Below are 14,965 nucleotides of genomic sequence, written 5' to 3'. Positions count from 1 at the left end.
AAATGGGAACACAATGTGAGCAACACTGGTCCGCCAAACCCCACCGAGCGGGCCTAACCGAGGCATGCCGCGACTTCGCTGATGGGCCAGCTACGGCCCTAGACCATGAGAAGCTGGCGCCGGTCGCCCAAACTGGCTCTTGTGCATCAGGCCAGCTCATCGAGGAGTGCCCTGCCCTCGATGAGATCGCGCGTGTCGAAACCTTCGGTGAAGCTGCCGAGCACCGGCGCCAGTAGGGCACGCGCCTCGTCGATCTTGCCAGCTTCGCGCCATAGCCGGGCAAGTCCCTTCGCCGCGCGTAGCTCCCACATCCGCGCCGACTGCGCCGTCGCAAGCGTGAGCGCTCGCCGGAATTTTACCTCGGCATTCACCTTGTCCCCTTTTGCAAGCGCAAGTTCGGCGGCAAGCCGGTGTAACTCCGCCTCATACCAGCGTTCGTCCGTGGCCCGCACCAGGCGTAGTCCCTCGCCGAGCTGTTCCTCCGCTTCCGACCACCGACCGGCTTGCAGACAAATCTCGGCCAGGATTGATCTCTTGTAGGGATGCTCGACCTTCTGCTCCGTCGCGACGAGTTTAGCCAGCGCGTCACGCATCAGCTCTATCCCACCTTCGGGTGCGCCGCGACAAGCCCGTGTCCAGCCTTCGAAAAGGCGCATCTGCGCGCGGTACACGACCCCTTTCTTCGCCGCAAGATCGAGCAGCCTAGCAACGTTCGCCTCCACGGCCGCACAATCTCCGCACATATGATGCAGATAGCAACCGTTGCTAAGTGCCATTGCATAGTAGAACTCTGAACCCTTCCTTGAAGCCGCAATGGCTTCTGCGGCTAAAGCGTGCCCCTGGTCCGGAAATCCAAGCACGAACATGGTCCATGCCAAGTATGTCAGTGGCCAAGTGGGATACTGGCCGTGCGAGTAACGATTGACGCGCCCATGGTCTACGTTATCGATGCGCAGCGACTCTTCCAAATGTTGGCGACCGCGAACAAGATCACCCAGCAAAAATGCTGTGCTGCCAATCAAATACTCTGCCACCTTCAGCGCTGAAGCATTCTGGTCAATCTGCGCAACCTCCATGAACTCGCTCGCATAGAGCTCGGCATCATGAAGCTTCGGCCGATTGAACGCACCGACAAACTGACCATACATGACTTCCAAGAGCCGATCGGCGTCGCCAATCTCCTCACATAGTGCGCGGGCACGCCTATAGCTGATCTCAGTCTGCAGTGAGCCCGAGCCACGGAGGGCGCGATACACCGCGCCGAGCGACATCTGCAGGTCAAGCTCAGTACGCTTCCGCGCCTGGTCGGGCAGTTGCGGCACAAGTGCAACCGCCGCGGTCAAGGCGTGCTCAGCCTCGACGTAATTGGAGCGTTCGCGCGCACGCGTCCCGGACCGCTGCCAATAGGCGATCGCGCGATCGTATATGCCGGCGGCCGCGTAGTGGTGTGCCAGCAGTTCGGGCTCCGCTTCTGCAATCTCCGGGAATTGCTGCTCAAGTACGTCGGCGGTCCGCGCATGCAGTTGCTGTCTGGAGGTGAAGAGCAGGGTTCCATAGGCGGCGTCCTGCACCAGCGCGTGCTTAAAGACGTAGCTGTTTTGAGGGGGCAAGCCGCGGCGGAACAGTAGTCCCGCGTGAACCAACGCATCCAAGGCTGCGGTCAGTGCGTCTCGCTTCGGTGGCAAGACAGCTGTCAGGAGGGCCTCGCTGAATTCGCGGCCCAGCACCGCCGCCACTTGCGCGACTTCCTTCGTCCCGGCTGTCCGGTCCAGCCGCGCAACCAGGGCGTCCTGCAGTGTCACCGGAACCGAGAGCTGCAGTCGCCCGGCACGCCCGCAAGTAGTTTCGCCGTCGGCCAAGCCGGCCTCGAGTACCGCTTTGGTCAGCTCCTCGATGAAAAGCGGCACGCCGTCCGCTTTTTCAACGATCTGTTGAATTATTTCCGCCGGCAGCGCTTCGGTAGCAGCAAACGCACCAACCATGTCAGCTGCCTGCGCTCGGCTTAGCCGATTGAGCGTAAGCATGGTTAGATGGGGGCGGCCGCTCCATGGCGGTACGTAGTCGGGTCGGTAGGTAATCAGGATCAGGACCCGAGATTCCTGCACACGATCCATCGCGGCCATTATTAAGTCTGCGCTTGAAGCATCGATCCAATGCGCGTCTTCCACCACGATCAGCACCGGCTTCCGGGTCGCCAACCCAAGCATTCGATCGACCAATGCTGTCGCCGTTCTCTGCTTAAGGCTCTCTGCCGACAGCTCCAGCTTCGGATAGTGCGAAGCAACAGGGATCGATAGCAAACCTGCAAACAGCGAAGCGTTCTCGGGCACTGCCTGTCCAGATTCGGTCAACATCTGCTCGAGCTTGTTCAATTTAATCGCCGGCGGATCAGTTGGCAGGAACCCGGCCGCCTGTATCAACTGGCGCGCGAAGGGATATAGCGCGCTGGTCGCGAAATATGCCGAGCATTGGCACCGCAACCGTGCATGCGGCAGGTCCGCTATTCGCTCGATGAGCGCCTCGGCAATCCGCGACTTGCCGATGCCAGGCTCCCCACAGAGCAATACGACCTGGCCGTCACCTTGCTTCGCCTGCTCCCAGCGGCGCAGCAATAAATTGACCTCTTCCTCGCGACCGATCAGCGGGAATGGCCCGCCAGGATGCAGCGCCTCAAAACGACTCTCGGTCAGACGCTCGCCGGTCACTCGCCACGCCTGCACAGGACGGGCGACGCCTTTCAGCTGGTGGACACCAATGTCTTCGTAGGTGAAAAAGCCAGCGACCAGCCGCTGTGTGCTGGAGCTGATCACTAAGGTATTGGGGGCGGCCAGTGACTGTAGCCGCGCAGCAACATTCGGTGTTTCACCGACAATCGCCATTTCCTCGCGTGCGCCACCCGCACCCATCTCGCCTGCCACCACGAGCCCGGTGTGCACGGCAAGGCGGACACTGAGCTCGATACCGAATTTCTTGGACAAGTCTCGATTCAGCAGCACGACCGCCTCGACAATATCCAGCCCGGCACTCACCGCACGTTGGGCGTCATCCTCATGCGCACGCGGAAGACCGAAATAGACCAGCAGACCGTCTCCAAGGTATTTCGCGAGATGGCCGTCGTAGCGGTCAATGACGGCGACGCAAGCTGCTTGATAGGCGAGCAGTAGTTCTCTCAGCTGTTCGGGATCGACAGTGCTGGAAAGAGCGGTAGAATCGACGAGATCGCAGAACATCACGGTCAGCTGACGACGTTCCGCCTCGGATGTGCTCGGAGCCGGAATTGCCGCTAAGGGCTTGGTCCGCATGAGCGTGGCGATCGCCCTGAGCAGACGCTTGCGGTCTCCTAGCCTTGCAATCCCGAGATCTTTCAGATCGCTGTTACTGAGATCGGGCAGCAGATCAAAATCGACGCCGCTCTGTGCGAACGTTTCGGCATATCGCCCGAGTCCGAGATGCTCAAGCCAAGCTCTTACGTCATGGCTCATCGTCGTGTCCTCAGTGCACCCAGGGCGTCTTAAGTTTCCCAACTAGCTACTGAAGCGGACGAACCTGGCTCCGTGGATGAGCAATCCTATCTCATACGATGTCACCTGTGGGGACAGTTTTCGGCCATAATTCTGCTCATTAGCGAGATCGGAGTACGTCCCGACGCACGATAGGCCGACGCGGCTGGCCTCTTTCGTGTCCTCGCAATTGAGCAGCGCACAAGCAAAACCGCACGCCACGGCCGCGCGACAGAAATGGTTACCTGCGTTCCTTCCCATAAGCGCAACTCCACTAAGACGTTGCTGGCAAGCCTAAAGCCATAGCTCCCAAAAATACAATGTCAGAAGTGGGTTCAATAGCGTCTGTCGCGCGATACGCGAGCTGGTTCCGCTCTGCTCGTATGAACGGACAGCCCGAGGACGCCCTCGCTTTCGCATACGTGCGAACAAGCGAACTTCAGTGAGATGCCATCAAACGGATGGGGTGATTGTGCCGGCGCCCTAACCGACCGACGATCGCGGCGCTGGTCGTCGATGCACCCTTTGACTACCCGCCAGCTTCTCGGCGGCGACGCTCGTCTAATTCTGCGAAGGTAACGATACCCTGCGCGCACCGCGGCACCTCGTCATAGGTCTCCGGAAATGTGGAGGAGCTTGTCGCCTGTCCTGGGATACCAAACTGGTTGAGGCTCCGGAAGCAAAACGCCGTCGGCTTTAAACGATCGCGGGTCGGTCATCATTCACCGCGTCAACAACCTTCCTCGGCAGTGCGGCGTCGTGTTGCGCGCGCGCAAGCTGGACGATCGCAACCGTCGAGGCGACGTACCCTTGAAGGGTGTTGACTTGCGCTGACCCTGAGGGAATGGACGGGATAGCGGAGAATTGCCTAAACTGACGCGATGCACCGCGAAATCAAAGAGATGCTGATCGGTTCAGGCATCATAATCTTACTCGGCATCGGCATCATCGCATGGCCGCCGCTCGGCCTATTCGTTGATCGCTACTTTTTCTCCTACCTGAGACTGGCGCTGCAGTGGGCCATCTCTTGAAGCAAATCGGCACCCACCCTGAGACAGTTTCAGATTCCCCTCGCCGCGGCGTCCAAGGTTAGCAATCGATGCCCGAAAATCCATTGAGTAACGAAAACGTCGCCGAAAGGCTTAAGCTCGTGCGTAAAGCCGTTGCCGGGACGCAAACGGCGTTTTCGTAAGCGGATCGGGATTGAAATCCCCCATTGGAACAATTTCGAACGTGGCTTCCCGTTGTCAAAAAGCATCGGCATTCTGCTAGTGCAAAAGATTCCTGGCCTTACACTGGATTGGTTGTTCTTGGAAAAAGCGGATGGATTGCCATTCCAACTTCGGGAGGAGTTAGGGTCCGCCAAGCCGCAGCTACAACCCTGAACATGCGCGCCACTCCTGTCGCGCTTAAACTTAGTTGCGCGTGAGGGTGAGTGCGCGGCTTGCGAACTGCGCGCTACGTTGTTAGACCGCGCCCTCAACATCGAAGGAGCGCCACGTTGGCCAAGAAAGCAAAGAAAATTATTCGCCGCGAGTGGACTAAGGCCGACATCAAGGAACTTAAAGCGCACTCAAAGGCGCGTACGCCTGTCATCAAAATATCCAAGGTGACCAAGCGCAGCGTTGGCGCGCTCCGTCAAAAGGCGCTGTACTTGGGAATAGGTCTGGGCCATCAGCGATAATGAAGGCTCGCTGCCTCACACTCGATGGAAGCGACCTGCCGAATTTCGATATTGGTTTGACATCAATCTGACACGCTTGAGTGCAGATTATCCGTCTTGCGATGAGGCCGCTGAATCTGGTGGCCTCGTGCTAGAGGTTGAGGGCTCGCTATTGCCAGCCCCGGCGGGCCCTCCCTCAGTCAGCAAGACTGACATTTAAGTTTCCCATAAGTGTGACATCGACGACATTGCGGAGGTGAGCCGTCGCTGTAGGCTTATCTCGCCGGGGCTGGAATCAATATTTCACGCTTTCATTTTAACCCGGCTGGCCGCAGTGGTTCGCCGCTGCGGCCGTTTCGTGTGGTTCCTACCGTCGCATCGCGATTAAACGATCACCCCACGCGCAGATTTTCCGCAGAGTCCTTTCCACGATTGTTCACGACGTCAAAGCTGACCTTGGCTCCCTCGCTGAGGCTGCTCAAGCCGGCTTTCTCAACTGCCGAGATGTGACCCGTGCGGACGCGCATTTGCGCAAAGGGTGGGCTGGGGGTCCTCCCCCCGGCATCCGCCATCTTGGCGTTCTTGACCGCAGCGCCAAACGGGCGGTGAGGCCCTCCTGCTGGGGACACAGTGGTAACACTGCCGATGCGGCGTGCGCCTGTACGACTGCCCAACCTGTAAGCGGTTGTTTTCGGGATGCCAGCCGCCATAATTTGCCTGATGGCGATCCTACTTTATCTGATCGGCAGCGGGTGGAAATGGGCCGAACCGGAGCTCCAAAGAGTTCGACGATTTGGTCCGCAAAGGACGACGAAATGCTTTTACGGATGCGGGCGAGCGGAGCGTCATTCACAGACATTGCAGCAAAACTCGGCCGTAGCCAGGCATCAGTCGAATCGCGCTATTCCAGCTTAAAGAAGCAGACTGAATCTGCGCGGTCGTTCCTAAAACCTTAAGCCCGGCCACCGGCGGGGTACGACCTGGTGAACACGCCTTCTTGCTCAATGCGATTGTAATGAAACGTGCAGCCATGAGCGCGGGCGAAGATTTCGGCCTCTGCAAGCGCGAGCGCGTCATTCCCGCCGAACGCATACTCGATGTACCGGTCGCGAATTATCAGCTGGTCCGCCCCGACATCATCTAAAACGCTCGTCAGCCGGCGCAGGTAGTCTTAGCGCCTCTCCATAAAGGCGTCGGATCAACTACCGGCCTTCAACGATTCTGCGGCTTCCAGGTGCTTTTGCAACGTATCAATCTGGCCGGAGGCATATTCACCGGCAGCATCCTTAGTTTTAGATGCCTTCTTGTACTCGGCGATGTCCTTCTAGTGGTCTGCGACCATGTGGGTAGCGAACATCTTGTCGAACCCTGCGCCGGACATTCTTGCCAGCTTGTCATGGTCGGCTTTTTGCTTCGCATTCGGCCCGCTCGGTGGGTTCATTCCCAATGCTTGGGCAGCATTTAAGGGCTTCTGATTGGCGGCAGCGTGGTCTGTGGAGAGCATTCTGCCGAACGACTTGACGGCATCGCTCTGGCCGTTCTGCTGCGCCAGCTCTCCCATGCTCACTTCAGCGAAATTGCCCTCGATTGCCTTCTTGAGGAACGTTTCGCTTTGCTTATCCTTCGCAGTTGCGTTGGCAACTGAGATCTTGCTGTCCCGAGCGACAAAAGCATTTGTTCATCGGCGACTCCTAGCGGGTTATTCGCCGATGAACACGCCTATGGCGGAAGAGGTTCCAATTAAGGCAGATCGGGCCGCGTTGGGCCCGGCAGACCCTGGCCCCGGCGCAGGCGCTACCGCAGGATCTTCCGCAGTCCGTAGTTAGCATGATGTCCAACAGGAACCGAAGACAGCGGGCGCTATTACGTCGCTATGAGCGATCGGGTTCTGTATGAAAGCAGCAATGGCGATATCTGGTATTTGTCGCGGCAACCACCTTCGAGCACGCCAGTCGTGAAGCATCGGCCGAATGCCAACTCAGGAGGACGGACCTCGTACATTGAAATCGGCAACTTCCTACGGGACAGCGTAACGGTCCTGAGCAGCAAGCGCTGCTCAACCTGATCGGGACCTTGATACCAGACTAGCGAGCACGCAATGCGGTATCCTTGGATAGTGGCATTCCTTTTTGCAGTCGGAGTCATCGCTTGGGTAATGCTAGCTGAGCGTCCCCCAGAGACCCCCCTGCGGATCGAGGCGTCCATGACGGTGGCCGCCGACCCCGACCTTCGTTTGGTCTCAGAGCGCAGCCCCTTCATGCGGACAGAGCGGTGAGTAGCGAAGGCGCGCCCGGCCACAACCGAGTTGGGCGCGTTTGGAGGGCTCACCCCATCCGTAGATTTTCAGCCGAGTCTTTTCCGCGGTTATTCACGACATCGAAGATAACCTTAGCTCCCTCTGTCAAGGAGGTGTAACCAGCCTTCTCAACCGCTGAGATATGGACGAAGACGTCCTTGCCGCCGTTGTTAGGTTGAATGAACCCGTAACCCTTCGTCGGGTTGAACCACTTCACAGTCCCCAAAGCCACTTGACCTCTCCATTATTCAAAAACCAAAACTAGTGCGGGGTTTCCGACAAAAGAATGGCTGGCCGGCCGGCGCGCGAACGCGATAGACGGCACGCTGATTCAATCGGCATGCCCCGAGTCAAGTAGATCCAAATACCGAATGTGAAGTGTGAGCGGCTGTTTGGAGCCGTCTAAGAGCACACGTACCTGGTTGCGCGTGGCGCCTAGCCCAAGGACAACGCCGAACTTGCCGGACAATCTTCGACCAGCCGCCTCGGCCAACACGATGCGACAACCCGGTGCGACGCCATCCTTGATGAGAGACAATTCTGAACTGGGCGGACCATTCTTGTGGTCGGACATGCAGGCAACATATCGTAATATTGGCGCAAATAAAGGCCGCGCAGGCTCCGTAAGAACAACGGGAACAACGATGCTACCATACTCGCGGCTAATCCCGCTTCAGGTTCGGTGCCTCAATCGCCTTCAGCAGCTGCGCCCTCAACTGCAACACAACAGGTTCGCAGTCACAGCCGAGCAGTGATCGCGGTGCGATCCAAAGGGCACCCGCTGAATTTCGACCGCCCAAGTGCTGCGGCCAGAGCAATTATCAGGTCGCGCAACTCGTGCGGAGCGTGCTCGCGATTGCCTAGCAATCTAGACCCATATTCTGATTTGCAGATGTGCGTGAAACGGGAAAGCCGCGGTCGCTAAGAAACGATTGATTCTGAAGATCCGGACACCCCCAACCCCTTGCACCGTGCTCTAACCCGCATAGACCTTCGCGGCGCAAATTGCGCCGTTGCGGACGCGGGGGATGATTTCCGCCGGCAAGCTGACGCACGAGTAATACAATAATTATGTGGCACATCTCTCCTTTGGAGATGCTCGACAAAATGCCGATTTCTCCAGGGCCCAGTTGGGAGCGAATGACGGTAGCCTCAGTTTTCGGCCACGAAGACCACCATAGCAAAGGGCCAGAAGAGGCCCTGCATTCTTGTTCAGGTTTCCTGGTGTTGATGAGGTTCACCTCCAGTCCGAGCCATGGCGCATTGGCCGATTTCCACGTTGTGGAGGTTCAGCAGCACCGGTAAATCGATCACGGTGGTCGCCCTGATAATTAAAGCGGCCGCCCCCATAGACCCGTGGCCACGGGGTTGAAATGGGGCGCCCCATGCCCGCTCGCACCTATCCGCGAATTGGTACACGGGATAGAGACACCGAGGACGATGTTACTCAGCTCACTCTCCTCCCACAAAGGCACACTTCATGGTTCTACCGGTAGCCCTTCTTCAGCTATCACAACGCTGGCGTGGCTGTACGTTACCGCCAAGACGGTGATTGCAGTCGGGGGCTGGCTGCTGTTCTAAAATAGTTCGACTAGTTGCAGAAACTCGTAGGCGGCACAAACAATCATTCCCCACAGCGCAAAGTTTATCTGCAGAGCTGCTACCATGCTTCCCTCCCCGTCGGCCGAGCTTGTTGCTTCGGTTGATGGTGCACTTGCATTTTCACCATTTCCCCGAATCTACACCGATTCCAACGTCTCAACCGCCCGCAAGAATACTGGGTCGGACTCTCGATGAAACACGGCAGAGCTTCGGGTATGCACCCGCCCTCTTCCGCCTCACGGCAAGACGTTGCGCAGGCGCAACAGCCTTCCATGTTCCGCTTCGGAACAGATGTTTTGGGACTCAACCCGCAAAACCGGGTTCTGGAATCATCGCCAACAGCCGGGGCTGGAAGTGTCCATTCCGTAAGCACTCAATTTTCCCGGGAAAATAAAGGCCGCAGGAGATGAGCTGATCCTGCGGCCTTTTTCATCTCAGCGGCGGATGTGGCAATCTCAGAAGCGGAGGGCGGAGAGTGTTGCTTGCTTGAAAGGAAAGCTCGCCGAGCAACTTGGAGCTACCGAAAGACGCCGATCAGCGAAGCGATATCGATCAGCTTGGCCGATGTTTCGCCTTGGAGTTCTCCCAGGCGACCTTGAAGCGGCGCGCGTGGCTTCATCGAGCGAGCCAGCTTCCGCCGAACGGCGGACCGGGAAATGTCACGATGAAGGCCAGTGTGGTAGCGCACGACGTCCTTATTCGCCCCGTACAGAAGAGCTGGCGAATGCATTTGAGGATATGAACCGCGCGAGCAGCGAGCGAACGCTGCCCTGGACTTTAGCTGTGGACATCCTGAACAGGTCGATAAGGCGCAACGGTTCCTGGGCGGAGTCGTGAACAAGTCGGGCGGCCGTCTATTCCAGACAGGGCGGTTGCACCGATTTCCGTTCGATGTTGCACCTTGAAAAGTAGCAACGATTTGATCGCCTTCCGCCGTGCTCGCCATACATTTGCTAGCTCGACGTCTCGCCGCTTGCTCGTCAATACGGTCAGGCTTTGCTGCGCAGATCACTTGCCGCAGTCCACCACGAAACGCTTTGTATCCGCATGATGGCAGTCCCATCCAAAAGGGGTACCGTCATGTGAATCGAATGTCCGTCTAAGGCAGCACCGAAATGAGTGCAGTCGCGCGGAACCTTTGTACGTGTGGCAATGTACCGGCGTGAACTCATCGATCGCGGGGCCGCCTCACTAACCCGTCCTGTGTACGCGCATCGGTGGCGTAATTTTACCGTCTGCCGAACCGTGCGGTTCGAGCTTAAAATCGAAAAGCCCCCCAGCGTCATCAGCAGCACACCTAACGAGGTTACCGTCCAGCTGCGCGGCTCGTCGCGCACTTCATTGTGCGCGGCCATCGGGATAGCTGCAGGTGAGTCGGCTCGCACGGCCGCGCGAAGCTTCTGCACATCTACGTGAGGCGGCACGGAGTGCTCGGGCGTGAGCTGGCTGGTAGGAAGATCCGCGACGGGTCGCGCCGGCATCAGGGCCGGCTTACTCGCCTCGGAAAAAGGAGCGGCATCAACCACCTTGAGTTCGCCTGCTGGCGGCATGGGCGGAGCCCGATCAACGGGCGGAGAGGGTAACAACTCCACGCGCGCATCGATCATCGGGTTCGACCTTTGCTGCGCGGCCTCGTTCTCGGCGAGACTAGTGGCGCGGCCGGCCACACGACCGTGAGCTGGCTTTCGCACCGTCGCGGTGCCTTCGGCTAGGAACCAGCATTTGCGGTGGCCGTCCCGCCGATAGACCCAGTGCTGGCGTGGGCCAGGCGAGTTGCCGGGCCGCGGCAAGCATTCCGGCTGCACCGATGAGGTTGCAGCGGGCTCGCGCGGAGCAATATTGAACAAATCGGTAAAAGGGTCGGAGCACGCTGGTGTCGCGGCAAGAACTCCGACAAGGACTAAACCGGCAGAGTAAAATCGCAAATGACGGGACATCGAAAACTCCCGGTGTTGCGCCCCCTACTCGGCACGAGCCTTCGCGGCGACATGGGCCCCCATGCGGCTTAAATCTGGCAACGTGATGGATTAATTGTGCTCCTGGCCATCCTAGTTAACAGGCCATCCAACACTCTTCAGTTGCAAAACGCGGCAGCGCGTTCGATTGAATCGAGCCACATGCGTTGCATTGGGCGTCGGTCCCGCTCGCGATCCGTGACGCGGCCGCCCGGTTGATCACCCGCTGCGGTGTTTGCGCTCACCTTCGCAATGGCAATGGCAATGTGACGACTGGTCGAGCGGTAGGTTGTGGATGATACGATGCCGGTGTGCGGGGCCGGAGTGAGGATTCGCCTCGCACCAAATTAAATGCTCCGTCACGATATTACCGCCATCGCGCCTTTCTCCCGTTCTACGGCCTCATTTAAATGTGGATTGTACGACGGCTATTTAACTCATGGCTTGTCTGCTCCTTCATTCCCGAGTTGTCTGCCTGGGCCTTCTCCCAAGAATCGGATCGAGCGATGAACACCGAGCATTTCAATTCGCTTTCCCTGGACGAGCTTTGGATGCTTCACCAACAGGTCGCCGCCACGCTCAGCCAGAAAATTCTGGTGCAAAAAGCACGGTTGGAGGAGCGGCTCCACAAAATTGGACTGGCCGAGAAAGCTGTACGGTTCGATCGTAAGCGCCGTCCATACCCTCCCGTTCGCCCCAAATATAGCAACCCAAAGAACCCGGCGGAGACATGGTCCGGCCGCGGCAGACTGCCTCGGTGGCTGCGGCCGCAGCTTCGAGGTGGCCGGAAGTTGGATGATTTCCTAATCGACGCTCCGCGAAATCTAACTCGGGAAAAGGCGTACGCGCGAGCCCGTACCCTCTAAGGGACGACGACAGAGTAGGCGCGAGCCGATCGGCCCCGGGGAGCTGTTGGCGACGCTCGACGCGAGGCTATCCTCGATTTCGAGAGCAATTTTCTGGGCAATCGTGACGTCGCCCTGGGCCAAGCCGCCTAATGGGACGAAGCAGCGCCCCGGCCGGCGGGGCAGCCGATGGAGTTTGGCCTGTAGACCGAGATCCGGACAGACCACGAGGCTTTGTCGCATGAAGACCGCCAGCTGTGAACGAGAGGCCACTAGTTGAGGCGGTGGCCCAAAAAGGGAAGCGGGATCGGGTCAGCGACGATCTGGACGGACGTGGAGGGGCACGACTTTATCCATGTCGCTGTGACCGGAGCGCCGGCTTTGCAGCTTCACCACCTGCTTGAGTTCGAGAGCCTCTATGGCGAGCTCATCTGCCAAGCGTTCGAAAAGTGCGCGCTTTTGCGGGTCGCTCGATCGCCTGCTCATAAGGGCCAGATCCGCGGCATCCGCACGGAGTAGGTCCGCCATGGTTTCGGCCCCGTCCTAGACCCACCTCGTCTTGCGCAGTCACCCTCTTCGATAGATCACGCCTTCGGATTGTCCCATACTCCAGGCGCTTCCGATCATGATTTGGATCAAACAGAGCGAGAGCTTCACTTGGTTGAACTCTCTTATGAGCAAGAGCAGCTCTATCAAATGCCAGAGGTCGGCGACCTGCACCGCGTATGCTAGGGCTTTTTACTGCTGCTTCGCCATATCCCCCGCAACGACCGCGGGCGTCGACCGAGATCGTTGGATGAGCAGCCAGCCGAAAAGATCCTGGATCAATGCGATCGAACCTGAAGTTCCCATAACTCTCTCAGCACCACTTGGCCGGCGTGCTCAACGGTGTATTCCGCTTTGTAGGTGCCCAGATCCCAGCCATTGGCGGGGCGTTTTCGACCCGTGAACAGAAAAGCTTGAGCCTTATTGTGCTCGACGGGCGCAGCGTTATCTTGGGCGATCACGTTGCCGGAGGGATTGCTGACGACAAGTCGCTGCAAGTCGCCCGATTTCAAGCCGATGATGCGGACAAAAGCGACAATGGCCGCCGAGGTCGCCGAAGGCAATTCCGCGTCGGCTCTTCCATCCTCGATGAATTCCATCGTCACCGGGGCACTCGCAAAGCCCGTATTCAGAACGGAGCGCTCCTGATAGCGAAGCCGCGCCTGCAATGCGGGATCCCAGAGCATCTCTCCTCCGCCGCAGGATTCCGGGCTCGAGCCGAAGGCGAAAGGATCGATGATCGAACCGTTGTGCCGTACCGTGAAGTGGAGGTGAGGATACTCGGTCAAACCCGACAGACCTACTCGGCCGAGCGGCTGCCCTCGTGTTACCGAATCACCGGGCTTCACTTGAAGACTGCCCGTTGCCAAGTGACAATACTGCGTTTCCCAGCGGTGCGCGTGTTCGATCAAAACGCCATTGCCACATTCGACATCACGCACAGCCTCGCGGGCGGCCTTGTGGAACGCGCCGTCCGGCAGATTTTCCCGAGTTCGGATGACGCGCCCATTTGCAGATGCGAGAACGTCAACGCCATGGCGTTGCGCCTGCAGCGACGGGAGTCGAAAATCAGTTCCGTTGTGTCCCTCGTATGTCAGCGTGCCGCACTGGTAGTCCCTTGCTGCCGGTGAGGGGTCCCGATCCGTATAATTCTGAATGTAGCACGTCCTGCCGGGCTCGCAGGCGATCGGCATCCCCAGTTGGATGGGTTCGGCAAGGGCAATTCCAGTGACTGCGAACACGAGCATCCCAATCACAGACGAAAGAGGAAATGAGCTTCCTGCGAGCGGACGCGTTGTTGTCATCATGAATGCTTCGCACATAAATCTTGAAGTCGTCGATCAAGCCTGTCCAAGCATTGCACCTATCCGCTCAACCGAGAGGCGGACCCAAGGTGGCGGACCGACTTCTCGCGCAGACCAGAGCCGAACGGCGATTGCGTGAGATGATGAAGCACAAAGAACTCGGATTGCCGGTTGATTCCCATTTTGAGCATGATGCGCTTGGTGTAGGTTCTCACTGTTGCTTCAGTCAGCCGGAGCTCAGCACCGATCTGTCGTGGACACTTGCCTTGAAGGATCCGAGTGACAATCCGCTCTTCCGCGAAATTCAAGCCGAAAGCGGCGGCAATACGGTGCGCTCCCGCCACCTCATCGAACTGCGGCACGATGACAAGCGCTTTTCCGCTATCGCAAGGCGGCGGCGCAGTTCCAATTCTGGCAAAGGCAAACCGCTCGCGCTCGGTTGAAAGAGGCACGGTTGTCCCCAGCCACTCCCGATCGGCGCCCGAACTCAACGATTCGCGAATCGCGTCCCTCAAGGCAGCCGTCACCGAACTGCTACGCCCCGCCAACCGGTTACCATTCGCCTTGAGGAGTTCGCCCTTGGCCAATAGCGATTGCCCGCTGTCGTTGGTTTCGTGAACAAGAAGATCTTCGTCAACGACGAGGGCGGGAAATCCCAAAACTCCAAGCCAGGCCGCTGCATCTTCTTGGCGCTGCTGGAATCCTACCAGATCGTTTGCAGTCTCCCAGATCGCACGCACTGCACGCACCAAGCACGGAACCTCTGCCCGAGTAAGTCCCGCTGAACGCCATCCTGCGATAAAGACGACCGTCACATCATCGCAAGGGGCGAACCTTCCTATCACAGAATGACCTTTCAGATCCGGTTCGGGTCCTATTAGCCTTCGCACGAAGGTAGTACGCATATGGACGGGTTCGAGAAGCGTACAACCTTTACTAGCGCCCTTGCCGACAATTCGCGCCACCATGGCCGTGCACGAGGGATCGATGGCCGCCTGCCCGATCCGCACCTGTAGCAGTTCCTGGCAAGAAGCCCGGCGTGCCGCCGCCGCAACGTAGCAGCTGCGGCATTCGAGGAGCTTCGCAATCCCCCTACCAAAACACTCCATCGTCGTATGGCCGACGCTCTGGTCAGCAGGCACCGCCGACTGTTCAACCCGGCCTTCGGCATCAATCGCCGAACGTGCGCCCGCCGCGTGGAAAAAACCAGCTCTGTTCTGCCAGTGGGGCAGTACCTTGCCATTCCCGTGCAAT

General features: G+C 58.5%; 11 protein-coding genes and 1 pseudogene. 4 read left to right on the top strand and 8 right to left on the bottom strand.

The features are described from left to right. Positions 1-146 precede the first annotated feature (146 nt). A complete protein-coding gene (locus ACIPUD_RS15010) occupies positions 147-3,482 on the bottom strand; it encodes an AAA family ATPase (RefSeq protein ID WP_446480983.1) in 3,336 nt (1,111 codons plus the stop codon). A gap of 899 nt (positions 3,483-4,381) precedes the next feature. Here ACIPUD_RS15010 and ACIPUD_RS15005 point away from each other — a divergent pair. Together ACIPUD_RS15005 and ACIPUD_RS15000 are read left to right on the top strand one after the other, a co-directional pair. Continuing rightward, positions 4,382-4,531 (top strand): hypothetical protein, encoded by a 150-nt coding sequence (locus tag ACIPUD_RS15005; RefSeq protein WP_158091709.1) that lies wholly within the window; start codon positions 4,382-4,384, stop codon positions 4,529-4,531. Between the two features lie 470 nt (positions 4,532-5,001). Continuing rightward, complete coding sequence (locus ACIPUD_RS15000) at positions 5,002-5,184, top strand: hypothetical protein (protein ID WP_446480982.1); 183 nt, start codon at positions 5,002-5,004, stop codon at positions 5,182-5,184. A gap of 371 nt (positions 5,185-5,555) precedes the next feature. Here ACIPUD_RS15000 and ACIPUD_RS14995 read toward each other — a convergent pair. After that, positions 5,556-5,672, bottom strand: a pseudogene (locus ACIPUD_RS14995) (cold-shock protein); the annotation flags it as partial. A 506-nt stretch (positions 5,673-6,178) separates the two neighbouring features. Here ACIPUD_RS14995 and ACIPUD_RS14990 point away from each other — a divergent pair. Then, positions 6,179-6,307, top strand: coding sequence for a hypothetical protein (locus tag ACIPUD_RS14990; protein WP_446480981.1), 129 nt, complete (start codon positions 6,179-6,181; stop codon positions 6,305-6,307). A 180-nt stretch (positions 6,308-6,487) separates the two neighbouring features. Here the strand turns inward: ACIPUD_RS14990 and ACIPUD_RS14985 are convergent, their stop codons facing one another. The 3 genes from ACIPUD_RS14985 to ACIPUD_RS14975 all read right to left on the bottom strand — a co-directional run bounded on the left by ACIPUD_RS14985 (position 6,488) and on the right by ACIPUD_RS14975 (position 10,998). Further along, positions 6,488-6,724, bottom strand: a complete 237-nt coding sequence (locus ACIPUD_RS14985) for a DUF4142 domain-containing protein (RefSeq protein WP_446480980.1) — start codon at positions 6,722-6,724, stop codon at positions 6,488-6,490. A gap of 763 nt (positions 6,725-7,487) precedes the next feature. Then, positions 7,488-7,691 carry a cold-shock protein gene (locus tag ACIPUD_RS14980; RefSeq protein WP_446480979.1) on the bottom strand — a complete coding sequence of 68 codons (204 nt, stop codon included), beginning with the start codon at positions 7,689-7,691 and terminating at the stop codon, positions 7,488-7,490. A 2,359-nt stretch (positions 7,692-10,050) separates the two neighbouring features. Further along, positions 10,051-10,998: a hypothetical protein gene (locus ACIPUD_RS14975; protein ID WP_446480978.1), complete on the bottom strand. Its 948-nt coding sequence runs from the start codon at positions 10,996-10,998 to the stop codon at positions 10,051-10,053. Between the two features lie 428 nt (positions 10,999-11,426). Between ACIPUD_RS14975 and ACIPUD_RS14970 the strand changes: the two genes are divergently transcribed. Next, a complete protein-coding gene (locus ACIPUD_RS14970; RefSeq protein ID WP_446480977.1) occupies positions 11,427-11,882 on the top strand; it encodes an H-NS histone family protein in 456 nt (151 codons plus the stop codon). Between the two features lie 291 nt (positions 11,883-12,173). Here the strand turns inward: ACIPUD_RS14970 and ACIPUD_RS14965 are convergent, their stop codons facing one another. The 3 genes from ACIPUD_RS14965 to ACIPUD_RS14955 all read right to left on the bottom strand — a co-directional run bounded on the left by ACIPUD_RS14965 (position 12,174) and on the right by ACIPUD_RS14955 (position 14,964). Further along, a complete protein-coding gene (locus tag ACIPUD_RS14965) occupies positions 12,174-12,389 on the bottom strand; it encodes a hypothetical protein (RefSeq protein ID WP_446480976.1) in 216 nt (71 codons plus the stop codon). Positions 12,390-12,685: 296 nt separating this feature from the next. Next, a complete protein-coding gene (locus ACIPUD_RS14960) occupies positions 12,686-13,714 on the bottom strand; it encodes a M23 family metallopeptidase (RefSeq protein ID WP_446480975.1) in 1,029 nt (342 codons plus the stop codon). Between the two features lie 56 nt (positions 13,715-13,770). Beyond that, positions 13,771-14,964: a helix-turn-helix transcriptional regulator gene (locus tag ACIPUD_RS14955; RefSeq protein ID WP_446480974.1), complete on the bottom strand. Its 1,194-nt coding sequence runs from the start codon at positions 14,962-14,964 to the stop codon at positions 13,771-13,773. Position 14,965: the final 1 nt, after the last annotated feature.

It is taken from the genome of Bradyrhizobium sp. CAR08, assembly GCF_052871955.1.
This window is presented reverse-complemented; position numbering and strand designations above follow the sequence as displayed.